A 23,482-nucleotide genomic window follows, 5' to 3' on the forward strand; every position below is an offset into this window, starting at 1 on the left:
GGCGCGCACATGCCGCGCGAGTGCCCGACAACATCGCAAAACACAGCAGGAATTCGAATATGAAACACCTCTCCAGCCGCTATGCGTGCGGCCTGATCGCCGCGCTACTGCTCTCGGCGTGCGCCACGCAGGAAAACGGAACGGCAGATGCGGCATCGGCCGGCGCTGGCGCGGCCCCGGGCAGCCTGGTCGCCGACGGCAAACTGACGCCGGAAGGCGAGCTGCGGCGCGAACGCGCGTTCAAGGCTTACCAGGCAGGGAACAAGGCGCTCGCATATTCCGAATGGCTGGGGATCGCCGAGCAAGGCTTCGGCGAGTCGCAATTCAATATCAGCGTGATGGAGAGCGATGGCGACACCGGCGCAGCGAACGTGACCAAGGCCCTGGCGTGGCTGCAGAAGGCGGCCGACGCCAATTATCCGGAAGCCCAGTTCCAGCTCGGCCAGCGCTACAACAAGGGCGATGGCGTGCCCAAGGACGTGCCCAAGGCCGTGGCTTACTGGCGCAAATGCGCCGCGCTCGGCGAAAACCGCTGCGCGTACAACGCCGCGGTGGCGCTGGCATCGGGCCTGGGCGTGCCGCAAGACCGTGCCGGCGCGATCGCGCTGTTCACCGAAGCGGGCAGCGGCCCGACGGCCTTGGTGCCGGCGCAGTCCGAGCTGGGCAAGATGTATCTGCAGGGCAGCGACAAGGAGCGCGACTACGCCAAGGCGCGCCAATGGCTCGAACTTGCCGCCGCCGGCAACGATACCGATGCCCAGTACAACCTCGGCGTGATGTATGGCCAGGGCTTTGGCGTCAAGGCCGACAAGCGCAAGGCTGTCGCCTTGTACCAGCGCGCCGCCAAGCAGGGGCATCCGATGGCATCGAATAATCTCGGCGGCGCCTACCGCTTTGGCGAGGGCCTGCCGAAAGACCAGAAAAAGGCCGTGGCCCTGTTCAAGCAAGCCCACGACGGCGGCGACATGCAGGGTACCGTCAACCTGGCCGACATGACGTTCAAGGGGTGGGGCGTGCGCGCCAACAAAACGGCGGCAGTGGAACTGTACAAGACCGCCGCCGATGCCGGCCATCCGGTCGCACGCTGCCGTTACGCGCAGGCGCTGCGCCATGGCGACGGCGTGGCGAAGAATGCGGGCCAGGCCAACCGTCTGCAGGAAGCGGCGAACAATGCCAGTACGCCTTGCGACAGCGATGCGCCGCTCGGCGAGTGGGTGGTCAACCGCAGGACCAGCGGCCGGTCCTGAACGGCATGGATGAGCGCTGGCAGCGGCGCGGGAAGGGCAGCGCGCATATGCAATCCGGTTGCATTTGCGCCCGCCTTCGGCTATGATCGTGTTTTGCAACACAGTTGCACCAAGCAGCGCGAGTCTGGTCAGGTCGATGATAAAACAAGTAATTGGAGTGGCGGACTACGCCGGCATGACGGCGGCCGCATTGTGTCTGCTGCACTGCCTTGGGCCGCCGCTGCTGATGGCCGCTTTTCCCCTCATGAACTGGTTTCCGCATGACGATGGCCTGCATGCCTGGCTGCTGGTCCTGGTCGCGCTGCCGGCGCTGATTGCCCTGGTAGCCGGCTTTCGCCAGCACCGGCGCGCGCTGGTGCTGGCCCTGGGCGCTTGCGGTTTTGCCTGCTGCTGCGCGGCGGTGCTGGTCGCAGGCCCACGTTATGGCCACGGTGCCGAAGCCATATTGACCAGCATCGGCGGTCTGTTCATCTTCGCCGCCCACCTGAAAAACCGTTCGTTCTGCTCCGGCTGCACGCTGGCCAAACAGCCCGGCTGCTGCTGACCGTTCAGTTGCGCGCGGCGGGAAGTCTCCGGCCGCGCAGCCATTCCCGGCCCTGCGCCGCCAGTCCGGCAACGTTTCCTTCCCCCCCATTCCCTTGCCATGTACGAAGCGGGCCGAACGCGGCTGCGCGTGTCGGCGAACATGAATCGCATACAATGCCTGTCGCGTATGCCTGAGCCAGCGTCGATGCCGATACGCCCAAGCTATCGCGAGCAATTGTCCCAGCTCAGCCGGATGAGTCGCCCATCCCTTACGATTACCTGACTCTCCCGTGCTTTCCATAAAAGTTCCCATTAAACATACCCGGGAACTCCGAACTGCCTGCGCATGGACGTTGCGGAGGCGATGCCTGCTGTGCGCAGGGCCTTTTACCCATGGAGCGGAACCATCAATCGTGAGGCAACCGTGAAAACTGAACCAAACGACACGACCGGCGGGAATAATCTCGCCACGGTCAGCAATAACGCCGCTCCGGTGGAGCATGGAATGCAAGACGCAATGGAAAATGCCCCCGGTATGATTAAGAATTGCGTTATCGATGGCGGGAGCGTGCCTGGCACTTCATTGCCTAATGGGACAGCAAAGGGTATTGGCTTCATTCCTCCCGCCGGCCTCACTGCGATAAATGTGCAGGATGCCATAGAGGAAGTGAATGCTCGTATGATGATGGGAGCAAGGCCAGGCGATACAGCATCTGGTCTGTTCACTTTCAATACCCGCACAGGAGAAGTAATCATCACCGGAAATAACGGGATGGCGGGCTTGGACGGTAAACCATCGGCGGCGGATGATATTTCCGCCGATACTGTATTGAATGTGGCAGCCCTGCGGTCGGTTGATTCCACCGGCGTCACCGTGATGCGCACCAGCGGCTATTACACAGCCAGTGACGGCGGTGCCGCTACCTATTACCTGGACACCACGGACATCGATACGCCCGATGATGGTGGTGCGGTTATTGTGGCGACCGATGGCGGCCGCTGGAAATTGGTCAGGAATGCACCCTTTACGGCACGGCAGTTCGGCGCGCGTGGCAACAGCACGATCTCCTTTGCCGGTGCCGACGACACGATCGCCCTGCAGCGCTTTATTAACTTCCTTGGAGCTGGCGGCTACCGGGGGTACATTCCGGGCGGGCGATACCGCATTACCAGGCGGCTCGACATTCCCGATACCTGCGCGCTGTACGGAGACGGCTGGAAGGATATACGGGACATCAGCGGTTACAACGCGCGTAATTGGGCAGCAAGCAAAGTGTACGGCACCATCATTTACGCGGATTACGTCAATGCCAGTCCTGAGACGTCGGCAGTGTTTTATGTGGTGGGAAATAGCTGTATTGTCGAGGATATGGAGTTCGAGTGCCTCCAACCCTTTCCTGCGGCCGGGTGGGTGTCCAACGAAACGCCTGTGGCAATCTGGTGCTTTCGGGACGCATATGCGGAACAGGGCGGAAACAGCATCCTCTTGCATAACTTGATGATTCGGAATTTCAAGCACGGGGTCAGGATGTTCGGGGCGGCCCGCGGGCTGATCGATGGATTATTCGGAGAATGCTTTGGAAACTTCATCGACATTACCGCCAATTATGACGTTGTCCGCATCCACAATCTGCATGCAAATTTCCCGTTTTTCTCGGGCCATCCGGCTGTTTTTCGTCACCTTGGCGAGAATTCAGTAGGCATCCTGTGCGGGCGCGCGGATAATCCAGTGTGGAGTAACATTTTCATCTTCTATGCCCGTACCGGTATCAAATTTTATACCGATACCACGCCCACTGGCGGATTTGAAGGAGGCATTACACAGCGTCTCCAGATTAGTAATCTGGGCATTGACCTCTGCAATACCGGAATTTATTCCACAGATGCTTTACGGTTATCCATCTCCAACTTTTACGTGCTGTGCCGAAGTGATCCGACAGAATCGTTCAACAACGACAGCCGATGCTTCCATAGCGCCGGGCTACTCGGTGGCGGGTACGTTCCCATCAGTCTGAATCTTGTCAACGGAGACTTTGCTGGGTCTGCCCTGGAAGCATTGCGTTTTGACGTTCCTGGCGTGGTCAATTTGAGTAACGTAGTCATTCGTAACTTTGGTTTGGCCAATGCGGGAGTTCCTGCTATCTCGGTCGGTAACGACGTAAAGGTGTTCGCGGCAAACGTCGGGCTGGAAGACGCCAACCCGGCGCCCATGGTTGAAACCTTCGGCACCGGAACTTATAGCGATGCTCACCTGGAAGGCGGCGAAGGCGGCGTGCCAGGCGTAAGGTCTTTTAATAACCGAACCGGTGCTGTTACCCTGAATGGGGCTGACATTGTCGGTGCAATCGCTACTGCGACGGCGCCGGTAAGCACGCCCAGTACCATCCGGGTTACCGGCAGAACTGTCCCTGCCGGCGGTACCGGTACTGAACTTGCCTATGATCCCAATTCCTCCTCGAGTTACCTGATTGCCTATGACCGTGTGGCTGCTGCCTACAAGGATCTGGCAATCGCGGGCAAGAATATTGTATTCAGGAGCGGAAACGGGGAGGATGCGGCAACGTTTGACAGCAATGGTTCCTTGTTGATTGGCTACCGAAGCAGCAACGGATTCAGATACGGGCTTGAGGTGAATAGCCAGATATATACGACGTCGGCCGTGATCGCTACGTCGGACCGGCGCGTCATGCGCAACGTCAAGCCCCTGAAAAACGCCCTGGCCGAGGTCATGAACCTCAGGCCGGTCACCTATTCATTCCGCGCTCACAAGGTTCACAATTTCCCGAAGGGTACGCAAGCCGGATTCATCGCTCAGGACATTGAAAAATCCCTGCGCCACGTGGAGTATCGGGATGGGATCGTCGCTACCAACGATGACGGTCTGAAAGGTCTTGCAGAGGTCAAGCTGGTTCCTCTGCTGGTGAGAGCGTTGCAAGAGCTGAACGATAAATTCGAGGCGTACGCAAAACTTCACCCATGAAGCTTGCAAAAGGAAGTGCGGGCCAGCTAAACATTCGGGAACAGGCGTCCAAGCGCTCGGATGCCGAAATCAGAAAATGAAACGCAGTATCCGGGATATGACATGCCACAGCGCTTTGGGAACATCGTTATCGCCGTCTTCCGGTCATTTGCCGGCGCCCGCAATCACGCTGCCTCCTTGCGCACGCCATGCATCGTGGCAGGCCGTTATCTGGCGGGTCGAGGCGGCCGCCGGGCAGGTGCACTGCGCGCACACGGTGGCGACGGAGGCATTTGCCGTCCCGCAGCCCAGGCACGACCAGATGTAGTCAGGGATGTGGAATGATGAGAAAAGAGAAGCTGCCGATGATACACGCTGGCGCCGGCAATATTGGCAAAGCGCTCATCCAGGCACCGTGCTTTCTTGTATCATGAGCGGCTTTGATTTTCCGGTCAGGATCGCCCCGATGTTTGCTTTGAAATTGAGCGCCGCTGGCGCTTTTTCCGCCGTGCTGTCGTGCGCCGCCATGGCGGCCGACACGCAGGTGCGCCAGTCCTCCCTCGAGCTGTTCGACCGCGCGCGCCAGCGCGCGGTGCCGGTGGAACTGTACTTTCCGCCCGAGTCGCGCGGCTGCGCGCCGGCGCGGCCGTGTCCCATCGCGATCCTGAGCGCAGGTACCGGCATCGGCATCCGCGAGTACGGCTTCATCGCCAGGCCGCTGGCGGCGCGGGGCTACCTGGTGGTCAGCGTCGATCACCAGCTCCCGACCGATCCGGCGATGCCGCGCGCGGGCGACCTGGCCCCGCACCGGCGCGCGCTGTGGGAACGTAACGCCAACAACATCCGCTTCGTCCAGGCGGCATTGCGCCCGTCTTCCGCGAGCTACGTGTGGGACAAGCCGCTTCTGGTCGGTCATTCGAGCGGGGGCGATTCGTCGGCCTGGATCGAGACCGAAACGCCGGGCTTCGCGTCGGCCATCATCACGCTCGATCACCGCCGCGCGGCGCTGCCGCGCGGAGCCACGCCGCCGGTGCTGTCGATCCGCGCCAGCGATACCGAGGCCGATGCGGGCGTGCTGCCCACGGCGCGCGAGCATGCCGCGTCGGGCACGGTCATCGTCAAGTTCGCCAACGCGCGCCACAACGATATGTTCGACGGCGGCGGCGAGGAACTCAAGGCGCGCATCCTCGCTGAAATCGAAAAATTCTTGCAAAAACAAGGCGGCCCCAATGGCGCGTGACAGACGCTGGATTGCCGCCGGAGGCGTGATCGTGGTCGCGTGCGGCATGGCGACGCGCAAGTATCCCTCGGTGTTGTCGCATTACTTCGGAAACTATCCGGGCGATGCGCTGTGGGCCTTGCTGGTGTTCCTGTTGTGGGCGTTTTGCCTGCCGCGGGCAAAAACCGGCACGCTGGTCGCGCTTGCGCTGGGCACCGCTTTCGCGGTCGAGTTTTTGCAGTTGTACCAGGCGCCGTGGATCAGGCAGATGCGCGCCACGAAGCTTGGGCATCTGGTCCTCGGCAGCGGCTTCGACTGGCGCGACCTGGTCGCCTACACGGTGGGCGTGGGCGTCGGAGGCTTGCTGGACCGGGCGCGCGCGATGCTGCGCTAGTGCCGTTACGCCGCACCTCTTTTTCGCTATCAGAAGATCATTGCCGGCGGCGGAGAAGATGGTGGGGGCATCCCACGGCAGCCTGCAAGAGTGGTACAACTGACAATCTTAAACAAATATACGGGAAATGCATGAAATCGCATATCGCCGGACTGATCGTCGGACTCACGCTGACCTCATTCGCGCAGGCTCAAGTGGTCGTCTTGGACTTCACCGCAACGGTGGCCAGTATCAAGAAGGAGTACGGCACGCCTGAGTCGGGTCCTGCTTATATGATGAACGGCGCGCTGATGAGTGCGGGCTATACCCTGAGGGGCACGCTGAGCATCGACCTGAACACGCGGCTGCCTGGTGGTAGCGCGATGGGCAACTATTCCTATGCCTTCTACGAAGACAATAATGGTGTGGCGAATAACGGGACACGTTTTTCCGTCGATCAGACCGGATACGCCTACTCGTCGGGTCCGAAGCCCGGCACCTCGTTCGGCGTCTTCGACCACGTACCGGGCACCGGATCGGATCAGTTTTCTGCCAGTTTCATGAATGGTACCGATCCCGCGAATGGCAAGCTGGAGACGTCGGAAACAGCGTCGTTTTCGTTCGAGCAAGCGGATGGCAAGATGCTGGGAGGCCACAATGCGGACGGCCTGCCGCTGCTGCCCGCGGCATTGAATTTCGCCGGCTTCAGTTCGGCAACACTGAATTACAGGTTCGCGGATTACATCAACCTGCCGGGCAGCTCGCACATCAATAGCGGTTATCTGGTGAGCGCCAATATCACGTCACTGGCGCTCCACTCGACCTCGCCGGTGCCGGAACCATCGGCTTACCTCATGCTGGGAGCAGGCACGCTGGTGCTTGGAACGTCCATGCGCCGGCGCCAGCGTCAGGGCCGCAAGGACTGAACCAGCGCCGGTGCGCCGCTGGCGGGCATTTGCTGCGCCGGCGGAGCATCAGCGGGCCGGCCATTGTGAAAGCGGCGCTCATCCCCGTCACAATGCGCCAATTACGCCCGGGCGGAAAGCCGTTCTTAAGCAGCGGCCTTGCGCTTGACCGGCGGCTCCTGCAAGCGCTGCTGCAAAAACGCCACCACGGCCGCTTCTTCCGGCTGCAACTCGTGCAAATCCTCCACCAGCTCGCGCCGCGTGCTCTCGCGCATGGCTTCGAGCACGGTGCCGTCGAGGTAAGCGTCCAGAATGGCCGGGTGCACATAGCACTTGCGGCAGATTGAGGGTGTATTGCCCAGCTTTTCGGCCACCGATTCGATCGCGCGCACGATGTTTTTCTTGGCTTGCGCTTCGGAGTCGACCTTCTCGAACTCCTGCAACGCCAACGCCGCCAGCACCGTGCCCGACCAGGTACGGAAATCCTTGGCGGTATACTCTTGGCCGGTAATTTCGCGAAGGTAGTCGTTCACGTCGGACGAGTCGACCGTGTGCGCGTTGCCGTCGTCATCTTCGTAATGGAACAGTTCCTGCCCCGGCAAGTCGCGGATGCGGCTGATGATGCGCGCCAGGCGCCGGTCTTCGACCTTCACGTTGTGGAACACGCCGCTCTTGCCGCGGAAGCGGAACTCGACCGCCTTGCCGTCGATGCGCACATGGCGGTCGCGCAGGGTGGTCAGGCCGAAGGACTTGTTTTGGCGCGCATATTCCTCGTTACCGATCCGCATCATGGTCGCTTCCAGCAGATACACGATGGTGGCCAGCACCTTTTCGCGCGGCAGGCCGGGGCGCTTGAGGTCGGCGTCGACCGTGCGGCGGATGGCGGGCAGGGCCTTGCCGAAGCTGATCATGCGCTCGTATTTGACTTCGTCGCGCAGGTTGCGCCATTTGGCGTGGTAGCGGTACTGCTTGCGCTGTTTGGCGTCGCGCCCGGTGGCCTGCAGGTGGCCGTTGGCCAGCTTGCAGATCCACACGTCGGCCCAGGCCGGGGGAATGGCGAGCGCGCGGATGCGTGCCAGGGTGGCTTCGTCGGTGACGGTCTCGCCGCCGGCGTCAAGGTAGATGAAATTCTTGCCCTGCGCCCTGCGCGTGATGCCGGGCGTGCTGTCGCTGACGTAACGCAGTCCGGCGGATTTGGCGGCGGCAAGCACATCGCCGGATGGGGCCGCGCTTGCGGCGCCGGGTTCGTCTCTTTTCATGGTTGACTCGGTCGTAGTGGGGGCGTGCGCGGTGCTATTGGTGGCATGCCAAATACTACACGCGGCTGGCCTGACAAGCGGTTCGGTTGGCAGTGGCCGAATCGATGCCGAGCCGCACGGGCGGGGGGCTGATGTGATTGCGCACCATGGGTATGCATTCGTTTTCTGCCAATTCACATTCTAACTGTGATATTTTTCCTGACTTGAACAATAACCAGTACCAGCCATGAAGCTAAACGCCCTCGCCAACGCCATTTTGCTCGCCTTTGCGGCTGCGGGCCTACCCGCAATAGCACAGGAAGAAGCAACCATGTTCGAGCCTGGTTCCATTTCCGACGGGGGCGTGTTCGGGCTGACGTTGTCGCCGGACGGTGCGCACGCTCTGTGGGTCAACTCTGGTGGCAAACGCGACAAACTGGTCATCATGGAGGCTTTTAAAAAGCACGGGAAGTGGCAGCAGCAGACCGTTGTGCCGTTCTCCGGCAACCCTGAGTGGAAAGATATTGACCCGGCCTTCAGTCCTGACGGCAGGCAGGTCATCTTTCAGTCCACTCGACCGGTTCATGGCAAGCCTGACCGCAAAGGTTTCGATATCTGGTCTGTTGCGCGCACCGACAGTGGCTGGGCCGCGCCAGTTCACCTGGGTAATGTGATCAATACCGATGAATCGGAATCGTCGGCATCGATGGCCAGCAATGGCAGCATTTACTTTCACAAGGCCGTGGGCGGTAATTCGGATCTGTGGGTGTCACGCCTGGTGCGGGGGGCATATCAGACGCCCGAGAACGTGGGAACGCCGATCAACACGGCAGCGGAGCGCGAATCGAATCCGTACGTCGCACCCGATGAGAGTTATTTGATTTATTTCTCGACCATCGATCGGGCGCAGGATACTCCGGATCTTTTGATCAGCCTGCGCGAGAAGGGTGGCTGGGGTACGCCGACACGGATCGCCCCGCCGATCAATTCAAACGCATCGGAGTTTACTCCGTGGATGCACGCTAAACGGTTGTACTTCTCGCGCCAGGTGAAGCGCGAGGGTGGGTTCATCGAGAACATTTATTCGCATCCGTTTGATCCCATGGTGCACAAAACGAAGGACGCGCACGGAAAGTAGCCACGTTCCTGAGCAAACGTCAGCCGTTGGTGTGGTTCGTCCGGCGGCAGGCGAGTTCCTGGAAAAATGATCAACACGGATGAGTCCGAGCCGTCAGAGAGAGCGTAATGAGGTTGATCGACAAGACAGCCAAGGCAGTGTCGGCAAGATTTTTGTCGGCCTCGAGTCTGGGCGGGAATCTTCAAGAAATTTTTGCATGCGCATTCGTGACATCGACCTGAACGTCCGTCTGGCGGGCAGCGGTACGCCGTTCCTCTGGGCGCACGGGATGATGTCGTCCATGGAGGCGGAAGACGCGCTCGACATTCTCCAGTGGCGGCACTTTCCCGATTCCTTGCGCCTGGTGCGCTACGACGCGCGCGGCCATGGCGGCCATGGCGGCAGTGCGGCAAGTGCGCCGGCGACCTGGCAACAGCTCGGGCAAGACATGCTCGGCCTCGCCGACGCCCTTGGCGAGAACACCTTCATCGCCGGCGGCTGGTCGATGGGTTGCGCCAGCGCGCTGCACGCCGCGTTGCACGCGCCCGCACGCGTCGACGGCCTGGTCCTGGCCCTGCCGCCCACCCTGTGGGAGGCGCGCGGCGCCCAGGCCGCCCTGTACCGGCGCGCCATCGCGCTCGCCCGTTCGATGGGCGCGGCGCGCTTTGCCAGACTCATCGCCAGCGACGCGGGCGGCGCGCTGCCATCCTGGCTGCTCAATGCCGCGCCGCACCTGGTCGCGGCCGCCCGGCGCGGCATGCGCGACCTGGACGCGCCGGCCATGCTCGCGCTGTTTGACAGCGCGGCTTGGTCCGACCTGCCGCCGCGCGCGGCCCTAGAAGCGCTGGCGGGCACCCCGGCCCTGATTGTCGGATGGGCCGAGGACCCGACCCACCCGCTGGCCTCGGCGCACGAGCTGCATCGGCTGCTTCCCCGCTCAAGCTTGTTCATTGCGCAAAACCATCAGGACCTGCTGGCCCTTCCCACGCGCCTGCGCGCTTTCGTCCAGGCGACGGCCGCCAGGCGCTGAGCGGCAAGTTTTGGCGTAGCGCAATTATCGCCGCCCAAACTGTTGTTGTTACGTCCCGGGCTGATATTTTCCAAGGGAAATAATGTACACTCAGGAGCATCAGTACGCTGGCGCCACTCCCTGCGCCGGCCGTGCACCGGTTGGCGCCCGTACGCAAGGCGGCCAGCCGAACTCCCCCGGCCCAGCCCCGCCGATTCGTCGTTTTTATCATTGCCCCGACAATCGCCAAACACCTCATGTTGACCCGACGCCGCTGGATTCCTGGCCCCATGTCACTCAAAGCCCGCTTTTCGCTGGCCGTTGGCATGCTGATCGTCCTGACCGCCACGGTGCTGACCGTCGCCGCGGTGGTAATCGTGCAGCGCGGCATAGAGACGGTGGTGGGCGAGCGCGAAGCGTCGCTGATCAGCCAGGTGGCGCGCGACCTGGACAACAAATTCCTGATCCGCCAGCAAGCCCTGATGCGACTGGCGCACGACCTGGAAGTGCGCCCGCACCCATCCGCCGCTTTCCAGGACAAGCTGGAGCAGTATCACAGCATGGATGGGTTTTTTACCAATATGTCGGTGCTGGACGCCCAGGGCGAGCACGTCGCCAACATGGACTATCCGGATACGCGCGGACAGCTGAATTTTTCGACACGCGACTATTTCCTTGACACCATCCGCACCGATGGTCCGGTCATCTCGCGCCCGCTGCGAAGCCAGCTCAGCGGCCGGCCGGTGGTGATCATGACCGCGCCCATCCACGACAAGGGGGGCCAGATCAGCCATATCCTGGTCGGCACGATCGACCTGGCCAAGGACAGCTTCATCAAGGAACTGTCGATCGGGCAGGTTGGCAAGACCGGCTACTTCTATATCCTGAGCCGCGAGGGCGTGTTCGTCTCCCATCCGGACGAACGGCGCATCCTGCGCAGCATCGACGACGGCGGCAAGCGCGCGCCCTCGGTCGACCTGGCCCTGGGCGGCTTCGAAGGCACGCTGCGTTCGAGCGCCGACAACGGGGCCGACGCGCTGGTGTCGTACAAGCGCCTGGCCGCCACCGGCTGGCTGCTGTGCGGCGTGTACCCGTCCGCGGAAGCGTTTGCGTTCGCCGACAAGATGCGCTGGAACGCAGCCATCATCGCGGCCTTGCTGATGCTGGTGATCGGCCCGGTTGCCTGGTTCATGATCGGCCGCCAGCTGCGCCCGCTCAAGCGCCTTGGCGCGCGCATGGCGGCCGGGCGCGGCGCGGTGACGCAGGAGGCGCCATATGCGGACGATGAAATCGGCGAGCTCTGGCGCGCTTTCGACACCCTGATGGCCGAGCGCGACCAGGCCGAGCGCGCTGTCGCCGACAGCGAGCGCCACCTGCGCATGGTGGCCGACAACGTTCCCGCGCTGGTCGGCTATGTCGACCGGAACGAGCGCTTCGTCTTCGGCAACGAGCGCTACAGCGCCTTTTTCGGCATCTCGGCGCGCCAGATTCCCGGCAAGAGCGTGCGCGAGGTGATCGGCGAGGCAGTCTACAAGGCCAGCAAGGCTTACCTGGACGCGGCGCTGAGCGGGCGCGCGGTGCAATTCGAGCGCCAGGTCATGCGCCGCGGCGTGCTCCAGTGGGACCGGGTTGCCTACAACCCCGATATCGATGGCGACGGCGTGGTGCGCGGCTACTTCGTGCTGGTCGACGACATTACCGAACTGAAGGCCACCCAGCAAGTGCTGGCGATGAGCGAAAAGCGCATCCGCACGATTGCCGACAACATGCCGGCGCTGATCGGCTACGTCGATACCGAATACCGCTACACCTTTTGCAACCGCGCCTACGCCACCATCACCGACATTGCCCCGGAACAGATCGTCGGCCGGACGGTCAGCGACGTCTTCGGGCCCAAGGTGTTTGCGGCGGTGGCGGCCCAGATGGCGGCCGCGCTGGCCGGCAGGCGCGTGTCGTTCGAGCGTCCCGCCGCCGAGCTCAAGGGCGAACGCTACCTGCAGACCGAATACATTCCCGATATCGGCGCCGACGGCAAGGTGGCCGGGTTCTACACGATGGTGATGGACATCACCGAGCGCAAGGCGGCCGAACTGGCCCTGGCCGCGCAGCAGCGCCTGCTGCATACGGTGACCGACAACCTGCCCGCGCTGGTCAATTTCATGGACCGCGACGGCCGCTTCGGCTTCGTCAACCGGCATCACGAAAGCTGGTTCGGGCGGCCGCTGGCGCGCATCCACGGCAGCGTGGTAAGCAGCCTGTTCTCGCCCGAAGAGGCCGAAGTGCATCAGCGCGCCTTCGACGAGGCCATGACCGGCAACACCGTCAAGTTCGATTTCGCGCGCATGCAGGGCGGCGAGCGGCGCCACTACCAGGCGACCTACATTCCCCAGGTCGACGCCGCCGGCAACGCGGTCGGCGTGACCGGCCTGGTCAACGACGTGACCGATTCCAAGCTGCTGGAAGAACAACTGAGCGCACTGGCGCGCTTCGACGCGCTGACCGGTTTGCCGAACCGCACCCAGCTGACCGAGCGCATCGGGCGCGCCCAGACCCGCAGCGCCCGCAGCGGCAACGTGATGGCGGTGATGTACCTGGATCTGGACAAGTTCAAATCGATCAACGACAGCTTCGGCCACAGCGGCGGCGACACGGTGCTGGTCGAGTTCGGCCGGCGCCTGTCGGCCTGCGTGCGCCAGAGCGACACCGTCGGGCGCCTGGCCGGCGACGAATTCGTCATCCTGCTCGAAGGCTTGCAGAACGTGTCCGAATGTGCCGTGGTGGCGCGCAAGATCATCAAGGTCATGGAAAAGCCGTTCGACATCGACGGCGTGGCGCGCATCGTCAGCACCAGCATCGGCGTGGCGACGGCGGAAAACGGCCGGGCCGGGGTCGACACGCTGCTCAAGCACGCCGACGATGCGCTGTACCGGGCCAAGGATTCCGGCCGCAACCGGTATGCCATGACGTCGATAAAGTAGGCGTTATCGTCTCGATGCACCACAGAATGGAAAAATTTTTCCCATGTCACGCCCCCGCGTTTCTTCGCCTTTCCCGCAGGAAAACACGAAATCTGGCATTCTGCGCTCTGGTATTCCATTTGCAGGCTGTGCATGAACTATCTCGCTCATATTTATCTGGCCCGTTACAGCGACGAGGCGATGCTGGGCGCCTTGCTGGGCGACTTTGTCAAGCCGAACTCGGGCGCGCAGTTCAGCCCCGACACCGAAGCCGAAATCCTGCTCCACCGCAAGGTCGACACCTTTACCGACAGCCACCCGGTCGTGCTCGCCGCCAAGGGCTTGTTCGATGGTCCGGGGCGGCGCTATTCCGGCATCCTGCTCGATGTCTTTTACGACCACGTGCTCACCCTGCGCTGGGCGCGCTACTCCGACGTGCCGCTGCCCGACTTCATCGCGCGTTTTTACGGCGCACTGGATACCCATGCCGGCGTGCTGCCGCCCAACCTGGCCAGGATCGCGCCTTACATGATCGAGCAGGACTGGCTAGGTTCGTACCAAAGCTATGCCGGCATCGACATCGCAATCCGGCGCATTTCGACGCGCCTGTCCAAAAACGGCGACGTGATGCGCGATGCGCTGCACGACCTGAAACGGCATGCCGAGGCCATCGCCGACGGCTTCGACGTGTTTTTCCCCGAATTGATCACTTTTGTAGAAAGCCAGCGCAATGAAAGACAATAAACACTATGCGGCGATTTGCCGGTTTTATGGCGACACCCGGGCCGAGCGCTCGGGCGTGCTCCTGATTGCGCATATCGATGAAGGCATTGCGCTGCTCGACGCGATCGGCGCGCCGCTGCGCGCCATGGAAGCGTTCTGCATCCATCCGCTGGTCCAGGACGATGGCGCGCTGCTGGCCGCGCTCGCGCCGGAATCGGTGTTCAGCGCGCACCAGCCCGATGCAGCGGTGGTGGCGCTGGCGATGGAATACCGGCGCGTGGCCAATGCCTATTTATCGCACCATTGCGAGCGCGCCGACGATGCGATCGAACTGAGCTGCGTGGACGAGGTGAACCAGATGCTGATCGCCGATAAAGTCCAGAACCGCAAGGATTTCGAGCGCCGTCACCTCGGCACGCATGCGCGCAGCGATATCTTGCAGCTGTACTTTGCTAACTGGCTGCGCCGGCTCGGCGTGTCGGAGGAGCGCTACGCGCAGCTATGCGGGCGGGCCACGGCTGCGGCTGCGGCGCCGCAAGGGCTTATTTCGGCCGCGGTGGCGGCAGAACCGGGTTGAATTCCATCGACCAGATCACCGAATTGATTTTCCAGCCGTCGGTGGTGCGCACCAGCTGCCAGCTCTCCTGGCCCCAGTTCGATTTGTAGCCGTCGGCTACATAGCTGTAGTCGAAATAGATCTGGGCCACATCGCCATTCGAGTCGATGCGCACATTGTCGAACGTTTCTTCCACCGGATGCGGACTCTCGACGATGTTGTCGATAAATGCGGTCGCGCTGCCGGTCCCGGAAATCTTTTTGATATCCGGTTTGGACTGGGCCTTGCGCCGCTCGTTGGCCATCTTGACGCTGTTATCGGTGACCACGCCGATCCACGGAATCGAGGGCGAGTACAGCAAACTCATGAAGGCCGGTTTATCCTTCTTGATCACGGCGGTGCGAAACGTCTCGACCACTTTTTCGAGGGCCACGACATCGGCCTTGGGCGTGGTGCTGCTGGCGGTTGCGGCGAATGCCGACGCGGACGAGAAAACCAGTGCTGCGATGAACCAGTGTTTCATGTAATCCTTTACGTTGAATGGCCACGGCTACCCAGGCGGATGCCGGAACGGCAATGTAACACGGCAATCGACGGCAAGATTGGCTTTTTGATATGCATATCCGGCAGCCTATTTCAGCCGCACGCGATGCGAAAAATGGAGCGCCACGGCCAGCAAGCCAAGCGCGCCGCCCACCAGCAGCGCGGGCGCCCCGACGTGCGCGATGAGCAGGCCGGCCACGCCCACGCCCATGGCCTGGCCCATGAAAAAGCAGGATGCGAACGCCGATACCGCCGCACCGCGCCGCTCCGGGGCCATCTGGGTCGCATTGGTTTGCAAGGTGTTGTGCAGCATGTAAAAGCCCAGTCCCGCGCAAAAACTGGCGGGCATGGCCAGCCACCACAGCGGCGCCAGGCCAATCGCGGCCAGCGACAGCGCAAGCACGATGCCGCCCCAGCGCGCCAGCCCCCCTTCGCCCAGGCGCCGCAGCATGGCTTTCGATCCCACGGCGAAGGCGAAGCCGCCGAAACCGAACAGCATGATCACCGCGCCGGCCAGCGCCAGCGACATACCGTGCCGTAAGTGCAGGTGGCTGGCGATGAAGGCGAAGGGGCCGTACAGCAGGCCGCCTTCGAGAAACGCCGTGAGCAGCACCAGCCGGGCCCAGGGCAGGGCGGCGATGTGGGCGAACTCGGCGAGCATGTGGCGCACGGCCCCGCCGGCGACAGGACGCATGCACTTGGCATGCGGCGGCAGGCGCCGGTTAAGCGCCAGCAATCCCAGCCCGACCAGCAGGAAAATCGCCGCGACCAGGAAGAACGGCAGGCGCCACTGATGCGCGTCGGCGGCCATTCCGCCCACCAGCACGCCGGCCGAGACGCCGAGAATTTGCCCGATCAGAAAGCGCGCCAGCACCGGTTGCCGCTGTTCGTAGGCGATCACGTCGCCGATCCAGGCCATCGACAGGGGAATGATGGCCGCCGCCGTGGCCCCGGCCAGCAAGCGCACGGCGAGCAGTGCGGGCAGGCTGGTGGCGGCCGCGCACAGCAGGGCGGTGGCGGAACTGGCCAGCGCCGCCAGCGCGATCACCAGATATTTGCCGTAGCGGTCGCCTAGCGGGCCGAAGCCCAGCTGCGACAGGCCGTAGGCGATCGAGAAGACGGTAATGACCAGCGAGGCCTCGCCCAGCGGCACGCCAAATTCGGCCGAGAGCAGGGGCAGCAGCGGATCGGCCGCGCGCATCGACATGCCGCTGCCGAAGGCGGCCAGCGACAGCAGCGGCACGGCGCTGGCGGGAATGGGGGAGGTCGGCGTCATCGGTGTGGCGGATTTATTTCAACAGCGCAATTATCCGCGCAATCGGGCCTGCCTGCCGGCGGCGCCCAAGTAGCTGGCGCCATGCGCCTGCGCGCAGCGCTACACTGGGGCAAACGTGGCATACATGGAGAAGGCGATGAGCTTACTGGGCGGGTGTTGTTGCGGAGCGGTGCGCTACGAAACGTCGGAGCAGGTATTTCATCAAACTATTTGCCACTGCCCGACGTGCCGGCGCGCATGCGGCGCGCCCAGCGTGGCCTGGTTCAGCGTGGCGCGCGGGGAGTACCGCGTCACGGCCGGCACCCCGGCGCAGTTCCATTCAAGCATGGATGTCACGCGCACCTTTTGCGGCGCCTGCGGCACCCAGCTGACCTACGCCCACGACGGCAGTCCGGACCAGATCGACGTCACCACCTGCAGCCTCGACAACCCGGAAACGCTGGCCCCGCTCGACCATACCTTTACCTTCTACCGCCTGCCATGGGACACTGGCGAGGACGGCACGCCGCAGTACCTGCGCACCCGTAGCGAAGGCTGATGCGGACGGCGCTCAGAACGAATAGACGAGCGTGAGCGAGGTCTGGGTATCGGTATTTTTCTTGTCGGCCGGGACATTCGTGTCGTTTCGGGCGATAAATGCCGCCTTCATCTGCATGGTGCCATTGATCTTGGTGCTCAGGGCCGCCTCGGCAATCGAGTGCGTGTTCGAGGTGCCGCGCTCGACGCTGACGATCTGCGAGAACAGCGCGTTCTGGCTGACCTGCCAGCGCAAGGCGGCGGCGCCGCGCACGGTAAAGCCGCTTTCGGGTTCGCCCGTGGCGCGTTCGCCGCTGAAATAGCCCGGACCGATTTCGATATCGACGCTGGCCGCCGGCGAGTCGTACCAGCGCGTGCTGCGCCCGACCGCCATGGTGTTGTACCTGCTGTAAGCGCCAAACTTGTCGCCCACGTGGGCCGCCAGCACGAACAGCTTTTCGTGGTCCTTGACCAGTTTGTAGGCCGCCTTGGCCGAGAGGGAATAGCGTTCGGCCGAGCGCCTGGAGGTACTGTTGCCTTCGCCGTCGCTCACTTCGTCTTCCTTGAAGTGTCCGGCGGCGATGTACTGGTTGCTCCAGTCATCGAGTTCCTGGCGCACATCGATTTTGCCCGAGACCGAGGTCCCGGCGGTGTTGCCCGAGGTACTGATGGCGCCCAGTTCGGCGGAAGTGTGCCAGCTGGCGTCGGGGCGGTCGTCGGCGCAGGCCGGCGCGCAGGCCACGGCCAGCGCGAGAAGCGGTAGGAGTTTCATGAGCGTGTTGATGCGGGTGAAAGATTGCCTGCATTGTAACCGAGCTCGGGCTTTGCTGCCCGTACGGGTGCCGATCTCATCCGCCTTCTCCTCGTTTCATCCCGAACGGCCGGCGCGGCGTTGGCAATACTTTGGCAATAAGCTTGCCGTACAGACGTTCGCCCATCCTCGTCCACAAGGCTGCGCCGTTGGTGTCACTCCAGTTCACGTCATAAAGGGCAGAACACAGAATTCGGGAAAAATAGCACGCTAAGGTTCGTGTTACAGGCTAAACGGTGGAAATGTCCATCCGGTCATTGCACAAAGCTGTTGCAGTTGGCAACGCAATCGCAACAGCTTTGTGCAACGATTTACCCCCGGTGAGTCGATAAAAGTGTTGTTCGTGCGCAAAGGTTCGTTTGCGCAACGTCTTAGCGTGCTATTTTTTCCGAAATCCGTGACTACCCCCAGGTAAGCTTAAGATTGGACCAATGTGGATCAACGGGGCCGGATTGGATTGATGATGCGAAATCGAGTCCGTTCCCGAGCCTTTCCTCATTTATTAAGAAAGGGGCCAGATTACTTTTTAGATGAAAAGTAATCTGGCCCCTTGAATGCTAAAAGCCTGACCCCATTGATTTGGTATTGATTCTGCTTTGGTTCGATACCGGGACAGCACGGCCTACACATCAGTGCGGCTTTTAATCTTATCGAGTATGCCCTGATAAAGCATCAAATCATTGACCGCCTCGATCGCGTCATCGGATTCCTCAGTCCATCCCATATCACTGATGCATCATGCTCCGCACCCTATTTCAATGATTTGTGATTTAAAACATATTTTGTTTTTACGAATGTGCAACACTACATGTGTGGCGTTTTCCTGCGTGGATTGGTCATCACGGGGGGGTGTGGCTCAAGATGCATGCGTCTATGCAGTAAGCCTGTGTTCGCCATCTTAAGGCCAACATTGCGTTCGAGAGGGGCGCGCGAAAACCGGGGCGCCCCACAACTTTACGTTGGGCGTTCGCAGCACCGCCTGGTTGTGCCGCATATTCACTAGGAGATTCTCATGCGTACTACAAGCTCGAAAAGCCTGATTAAGAGATTTCGTGTCTATTTACATAGAAGCGTCCTCATGAACCACAAATCATTTGTAATAGCCCTAGCCTTTATCCTTGCCAATAGTAATGCCTATGCAGTCTGTTTGGGTCTAGGCCCTGCGACACCAAAGACAACTAATATCTGCGAAAGACTTGTTGACAGATTAGTAATTCCACAAACTAAAGTTTTTTGTGACCTACCTTGGTATGCTCGACTTTTCATGCCCCAATGTAATTTACCCGGTGCCTGTCATGTAGACCCGGTTTGCAAATCTTTCGAGGTAACAAGGGAAGTAGCAGAGGTGGTTCTTAATGCGGGAGATTAGTACTGTGACTTCAGACAAGTTACACCTGAACGGATTATAGAGGGCATACGTGATCAAACATTCACAGATATTGTTAAACTAACAAAAGGTGGGACATCAAGCACTCTATTTGATGTTGCAAATCGACATATCGACATCATGTCATGCAATGGTTCGCACCTTAATGAAAAATTAAAAGAATGGGTTGCTTGCGTTGCATCGAAAAGTACAGTCCCGCAAGATACGTACTTTTATCCCATCGATGTGAATCGCGCCGTAATTATTAGCAAGACAAACCCAACAGCCGACCTTTACTTACGACCCGGATTTAACGCCATTACACTAGATGATCTAGTGATCATAGAGGACCCTGAATTTCCGATTTTGAGGAATTGGAGTAAAGGTACAGGAGAGGCATTGAATGTTGCTGAACAAAGCGCCCTTAAAACAATGATTCACGAATTAGTTCATGTTCGACAATATAGAAATATTGGAAAAGAATCATTTATCAATTTATACCTTGCTGAAGCAATAGCCAACAGTTATGCAAATATCAGTATGGAACAAGAAGCAAGACAGTACGGAAATTGGGCCTTTTCCATTTTGAGCACCCCGAATTTATGCGCACAACAAACTACTCCTCAGGAGCCCATGCCCCCATCGTCGCAGACACAGTGTTTGGCAGGCTGTGCCTCAGAACGAGATTCGTGTATGGCTGATGTTGCGACTCGGGGTGGTCCGCGTCCCCAACAGTGTGTAGCACAATTTCGAGCTTGTAGTGCCAGTTGTCGGCCATGAGAACTTGATCGACTTCTTGAACTGATCCCACAAGATATGGCTAATGGGATCATATGGGTAAGCGTCCGCGCAGCGCCGTCTATTCATAACCGATCCCGACTGGCAAAGCAGTTCCCGTTACTTTTTGGTGGGAACTACTGTGGACACTAAAGTGGAGTCGGGCGGTCGGAGGGGAGGCCCAAACTATCCAACTGAATTTAAGCAGCGGCTTGCGCAAGCTGCCTGTGAGCCTGGCGTATCGGTGTCGAAGCTAGCGCAAGCCCACGACATCAACGCCAACATGGTGTTCAAATGGCGTCGTGAGCTGCGGGCCAGCCAAGGCGCAATGACAGTGCCGGCCTCGGCGAACCTGTTGCCGGTCGTTGTGCAGCCCGAATCGTCCCAGACATCACTGCCCACCGCCGTATTGCGCGGGTGCCCGATTGAGATCGTCATCGGGGATGCCACCGTGCGCGTCAGTGCAGATACCAACGCCGCACTGCTGCGCATGGTTCTCCAGAACCTGCGCGCATGATCGGCCTTCCCGCCGGAACCAGGATCTGGCTGGCGGCCGGCATCACGGACATGCGCGCTGGGATGAATGGTTTGGCTGCCAGGGTGGAGACTGCGTTGACTGAGGATCCATTCAGCGGCCATGTTTTTGTGTTCCGCGGCCGGCGCGGCGACATGATCAAGGTGTTGTGGTGGACAGGCGATGGCCTTTGCCTGCTGGCCACGCGCTTGGAACGGGGCCGCTTCGTCTGGCCGCAGGCAAGTAGCGGCAGCGTGGCCTTGACCCAGGCACAACTATCGATGCTGCTGGAGGGAATCGACTGGCGTCGGCCAGAGCGGACATGGAAACCAACGTCAGGCTTGTAAACGAAGCAGCCTGCGCGTAAACTTGACCAATGCTGAACGCCGCCGACCTCCCCAACGACATCGAAGCCCTCAAGGCTCTGTTGCTTGCAAGCGAACGCCGGGTGCAGGAGCGTGACGATCAGGTTGCGGGACTGGAAGCGCAGTTGAACACGCGCGTCGCCGAGATCGAGCATCTCAAATTGTGGATTGCCAAGCTGCGGCGCATGCAGTTCGGCCGCAAGTCCGAGAAGCTCGATCACCAGGTCGAACAGCTCGAACTGCAGCTGGAAGACTTGCAGGCCGACGAGGGCGAAGCAGCACGGGAAATGCCGGAGGCCGACCGCGCCCCACGCAAAAAATCGGTGCGCAAGCCCTTTCCTGACCATTTACCACGCGACGAGAGAGTCTATCGGCCAGCAGCAGAAGCCTGCCCCTCCTGCGGCGGCGGGCTGCGGCCGCTGGGTGAAGACGTGGCCGAACAGCTTGAGTATGTGCCAGCAAGCTTCCGGGTGATCCGACATGTCCGACCCAAGATGGCGTGCAGTTGCTGCGACACTATCGTGCCGGCGCCGGCGCCAAGCCGGCCAATCGAACGCGGGATCGCCGGACCTGGCCTGCTGGCGCATGTCCTGGTAGCGAAGTTCGCAGACCACTTGCCGCTTTACCGCCAGTCAGTCATTTACGCGCTTGACGGTGTTGATCTGGATCGCGCGTTGCTGGCGAGCTGGGTCGGTGCGGCCAGCGCTTACTACGACCGTTGGTCGACGCGATCCGACGCCATGTACTGGCCGGACCGAAGCTGCATGCCGACGACACACCGATCCCGGTGCTCGCTCCAGGCAATGGGAAACGAAGACTGCGCGCCTGTGGACATATGTGCGCGATGACCGACCGAGCGGCGACGCGACACCGGCTGCAGTCTGGTTCGCCTATACGTCCACAAACGCACTTGGCCAACTTCAATGGCGTGTTGCAAGCCGATGCTTATGCAGGCTTTAACCCGCTCTACGACGACGGCACGATTCAGGAAGCCGCTTGCTGGGCGCACGCGCGACGCAAATTCTACGACTTGCATGAGGCCAGGCCGTCTCCGTTAACGGCAGAAGCACTAAGACGCATCGGCGAACTGTATTTGATTGAAGCCGAGATTCGCGGAAAGCCACCTCACGAACGACAGCAGGTCCGCGAAGTCAAAGCGAAACCGCTGATCGACGACGTGGAACGATGGTTGCGAGCTACGCTCGACAAGCTCTCACGCAAATCCGACACTTCGGCGGCGATTCTATACTCGCTCAATCTATGGCCTGCCCTGGCGCGCTACTGCAGCGACGGCGCCATCGACATCGACAACTCAGCCGCAGAGCGCGCCCTACGCGGCGTTGCGATTGGTCGACGCAACTACCTGATTGCCGGCGCCGACACCGGCGGCGAGCGCGCTGCGGCTATTTACTCGCTGATCGGGACGGCCAAGCTGAACGGTGTCGACCCCGAAGCCTGGTTGCGCCATGTGCTCGTCCACATCGCCGATCCTCCCGTCAACCGCGTTGACGAGTTTCTGCCCTGACATTGCGCCGGGCAGTTGGCACCTGCCTAATTACACTCCGCTTCCCAGCGGTGTGAAGCCATCATCTCGCATAACGAAGTCCAGCTCAATACGGCGCTGGCAGGACGCTTACTACTGGAACGTGAGGTCAGCACTGCAATCTCGGAACTCAACATGACTAGAATCATCGTGGCGCACCGGCCAGAAACCATCGCAAGCGCACGCCGCCTGGTTGCGCTGCAAGGAGGGGTCATCGTCTACGATGCGCCTCTCCCGGAAAAGGATGGGTCGCCACCGCACGACAGTTGTTTGATGTTCGGAAAACGGAAGGCTGTGCTGCGCCTCCGATCAGCAGGCGCCCATCAGGCAATTGCGCATGTCGATCCCACCGTCCCGGGCGCGCCGGCTTTTACTGCAAGCCGGCGATACGCTGCGAGCGGGCCGACTGCGCGGCGCTGTCCTGCAACATCAGGCTATGGCGGGCCGCCTTGAGCGTGGCGATGTCGCGTGCCAGTCCGCCGCCGGCGCCGGGCTTGCGCACCACCGGCAGCTCGCGCCGCGGCAGCGCCGCCTGCGAGGCGGTGTAGCGTTCGACCACAAGTGCCGTCACGGTCGCGGCCGCCGTCGACTCGCCGCTGACGATCGTCTGGCGCTCTTCCTCGACCTCGGCCTGAGGCTCGGCACTGGCCGGCTCGGTACCGCTCGCCACCACCACCGCCACGGCCTGGGCCTGTTGCGGACAATGGGCGTCGGTCAGCGTGACCTTGCCGTCATGGTCGATGCACTTGACGATCGCGATCGCCGGATCGGCAAACACGGTCGATGAGAGCATCAGGCCGGCGAAGAAAATGCTGCGGGTAAGGGTAGGGTGAATCATGGTCGTGCTCCTGTTTGCGAATGAGTCCATTTTGCGCAGTTCGTCGTTCCCTATCTGTTCGTTACCACACGCTGTTGTTTTTACATTGAACTTTCGGCTTGGAAA

Annotated in this window: 20 protein-coding genes and 1 pseudogene; 16 read left to right on the top strand and 5 right to left on the bottom strand. The window is 61.1% G+C overall.

Translation table 11 applies throughout. The features are described 5' to 3' along the window. The first annotated feature begins 59 nt into the window (after window positions 1–59). From RBA40_RS23685 to RBA40_RS23710, 6 genes are all read left to right on the top strand, one after another. Window positions 60–1,247, top strand: a complete 1,188-nt coding sequence (locus tag RBA40_RS23685) for an SEL1-like repeat protein (RefSeq protein ID WP_306650475.1) — start codon at window positions 60–62, stop codon at window positions 1,245–1,247. Between the two features lie 136 nt (window positions 1,248–1,383). Beyond that, window positions 1,384–1,791: a MerC domain-containing protein gene (locus RBA40_RS23690; protein WP_306620091.1), complete on the top strand. Its 408-nt coding sequence runs from the start codon at window positions 1,384–1,386 to the stop codon at window positions 1,789–1,791. 327 nt (window positions 1,792–2,118) lie between these two features. Continuing rightward, window positions 2,119–4,752: a tail fiber domain-containing protein gene (locus RBA40_RS23695; RefSeq protein WP_306650477.1), complete on the top strand. Its 2,634-nt coding sequence runs from the start codon at window positions 2,119–2,121 to the stop codon at window positions 4,750–4,752. A 445-nt stretch (window positions 4,753–5,197) separates the two neighbouring features. Beyond that, entirely contained in the window at window positions 5,198–5,971 is a 774-nt protein-coding gene (locus tag RBA40_RS23700; protein ID WP_306650479.1) for an alpha/beta hydrolase, read from the top strand. Further along, window positions 5,961–6,344: a ribosomal maturation YjgA family protein gene (locus RBA40_RS23705; protein WP_306650481.1), complete on the top strand. Its 384-nt coding sequence runs from the start codon at window positions 5,961–5,963 to the stop codon at window positions 6,342–6,344. Before RBA40_RS23700 ends, RBA40_RS23705 begins: the two co-directional genes overlap by 11 nt. A gap of 131 nt (window positions 6,345–6,475) precedes the next feature. Further along, window positions 6,476–7,249 carry a PEP-CTERM sorting domain-containing protein gene (locus tag RBA40_RS23710; RefSeq protein WP_306650483.1) on the top strand — a complete coding sequence of 258 codons (774 nt, stop codon included), beginning with the start codon at window positions 6,476–6,478 and terminating at the stop codon, window positions 7,247–7,249. Window positions 7,250–7,374: 125 nt separating this feature from the next. On the opposite strand, the gene RBA40_RS23715 is transcribed toward RBA40_RS23710, so the two are convergent. Continuing rightward, on the bottom strand, window positions 7,375–8,487 hold the full coding sequence (locus RBA40_RS23715; RefSeq protein ID WP_306650484.1) for a DNA topoisomerase IB: 1,113 nt from the start codon (window positions 8,485–8,487) through the stop codon (window positions 7,375–7,377). Between the two features lie 226 nt (window positions 8,488–8,713). Between RBA40_RS23715 and RBA40_RS23720 the strand changes: the two genes are divergently transcribed. The 5 genes from RBA40_RS23720 to RBA40_RS23740 all read left to right on the top strand — a co-directional run bounded on the left by RBA40_RS23720 (window position 8,714) and on the right by RBA40_RS23740 (window position 14,849). Next, window positions 8,714–9,604 carry a TolB-like translocation protein gene (locus tag RBA40_RS23720; RefSeq protein ID WP_306650485.1) on the top strand — a complete coding sequence of 297 codons (891 nt, stop codon included), beginning with the start codon at window positions 8,714–8,716 and terminating at the stop codon, window positions 9,602–9,604. 196 nt (window positions 9,605–9,800) lie between these two features. Further along, entirely contained in the window at window positions 9,801–10,613 is an 813-nt protein-coding gene (locus tag RBA40_RS23725; protein WP_306650486.1) for an alpha/beta fold hydrolase, read from the top strand. A gap of 269 nt (window positions 10,614–10,882) precedes the next feature. Next, on the top strand, window positions 10,883–13,570 hold the full coding sequence (locus RBA40_RS23730) for a sensor domain-containing diguanylate cyclase (RefSeq protein WP_306650487.1): 2,688 nt from the start codon (window positions 10,883–10,885) through the stop codon (window positions 13,568–13,570). Window positions 13,571–13,702: 132 nt separating this feature from the next. Then, window positions 13,703–14,293 carry an acyl carrier protein phosphodiesterase gene (locus RBA40_RS23735; protein ID WP_306650489.1) on the top strand — a complete coding sequence of 197 codons (591 nt, stop codon included), beginning with the start codon at window positions 13,703–13,705 and terminating at the stop codon, window positions 14,291–14,293. After that, window positions 14,280–14,849, top strand: a complete 570-nt coding sequence (locus tag RBA40_RS23740) for a hypothetical protein (RefSeq protein ID WP_306650490.1) — start codon at window positions 14,280–14,282, stop codon at window positions 14,847–14,849. Before RBA40_RS23735 ends, RBA40_RS23740 begins: the two co-directional genes overlap by 14 nt. Here RBA40_RS23740 and RBA40_RS23745 read toward each other — a convergent pair. Together RBA40_RS23745 and RBA40_RS23750 are read right to left on the bottom strand one after the other, a co-directional pair. Then, window positions 14,815–15,351: a Cif family virulence factor gene (locus tag RBA40_RS23745; RefSeq protein ID WP_306650492.1), complete on the bottom strand. Its 537-nt coding sequence runs from the start codon at window positions 15,349–15,351 to the stop codon at window positions 14,815–14,817. The genes RBA40_RS23740 and RBA40_RS23745 overlap by 35 nt on opposite strands. A 108-nt stretch (window positions 15,352–15,459) precedes the next feature. Beyond that, on the bottom strand, window positions 15,460–16,647 hold the full coding sequence (locus RBA40_RS23750; protein WP_306650493.1) for an MFS transporter: 1,188 nt from the start codon (window positions 16,645–16,647) through the stop codon (window positions 15,460–15,462). A gap of 136 nt (window positions 16,648–16,783) precedes the next feature. Between RBA40_RS23750 and RBA40_RS23755 the strand changes: the two genes are divergently transcribed. Continuing rightward, on the top strand, window positions 16,784–17,185 hold the full coding sequence (locus tag RBA40_RS23755; protein ID WP_306650494.1) for a GFA family protein: 402 nt from the start codon (window positions 16,784–16,786) through the stop codon (window positions 17,183–17,185). Window positions 17,186–17,197: 12 nt separating this feature from the next. Here RBA40_RS23755 and RBA40_RS23760 read toward each other — a convergent pair whose 3' ends face one another. After that, window positions 17,198–17,935 carry a DUF481 domain-containing protein gene (locus RBA40_RS23760; protein ID WP_306650495.1) on the bottom strand — a complete coding sequence of 246 codons (738 nt, stop codon included), beginning with the start codon at window positions 17,933–17,935 and terminating at the stop codon, window positions 17,198–17,200. A 2,336-nt stretch (window positions 17,936–20,271) separates the two neighbouring features. On the opposite strand from RBA40_RS23760, the gene tnpA reads away from it, so the two are divergent. The 4 genes and pseudogenes from tnpA (at window position 20,272) to RBA40_RS23780 (ending at window position 22,521) form a co-directional block, all read left to right on the top strand. Then, on the top strand, window positions 20,272–20,634 hold the full coding sequence (tnpA, locus tag RBA40_RS23765) for an IS66-like element accessory protein TnpA (protein ID WP_306650569.1): 363 nt from the start codon (window positions 20,272–20,274) through the stop codon (window positions 20,632–20,634). Next, window positions 20,631–20,978, top strand: a complete 348-nt coding sequence (tnpB, locus tag RBA40_RS23770) for an IS66 family insertion sequence element accessory protein TnpB (RefSeq protein ID WP_306650497.1) — start codon at window positions 20,631–20,633, stop codon at window positions 20,976–20,978. The genes tnpA and tnpB overlap by 4 nt, the downstream gene beginning before the upstream one ends. A 203-nt stretch (window positions 20,979–21,181) precedes the next feature. Further along, window positions 21,182–22,413, top strand: a pseudogene (tnpC, locus tag RBA40_RS23775) (IS66 family transposase); the annotation flags it as partial. 42 nt (window positions 22,414–22,455) lie between these two features. Next, the gene (locus tag RBA40_RS23780) at window positions 22,456–22,521 is read left to right on the top strand and encodes a hypothetical protein (RefSeq protein ID WP_306650571.1); all 66 of its coding nucleotides are present in this window, start codon (window positions 22,456–22,458) and stop codon (window positions 22,519–22,521) included. 388 nt (window positions 22,522–22,909) lie between these two features. Here RBA40_RS23780 and RBA40_RS23785 read toward each other — a convergent pair whose 3' ends face one another. Further along, window positions 22,910–23,377, bottom strand: a complete 468-nt coding sequence (locus RBA40_RS23785; protein WP_306650498.1) for a hypothetical protein — start codon at window positions 23,375–23,377, stop codon at window positions 22,910–22,912. Between the last annotated feature and the right edge of the window lie 105 nt (window positions 23,378–23,482).

Source organism: Massilia pseudoviolaceinigra (genome assembly GCF_030846505.1).
In the GTDB taxonomy this organism is placed as follows: Bacteria; Pseudomonadota; Gammaproteobacteria; order Burkholderiales; family Burkholderiaceae_D; genus Telluria_A; species Telluria_A violaceinigra.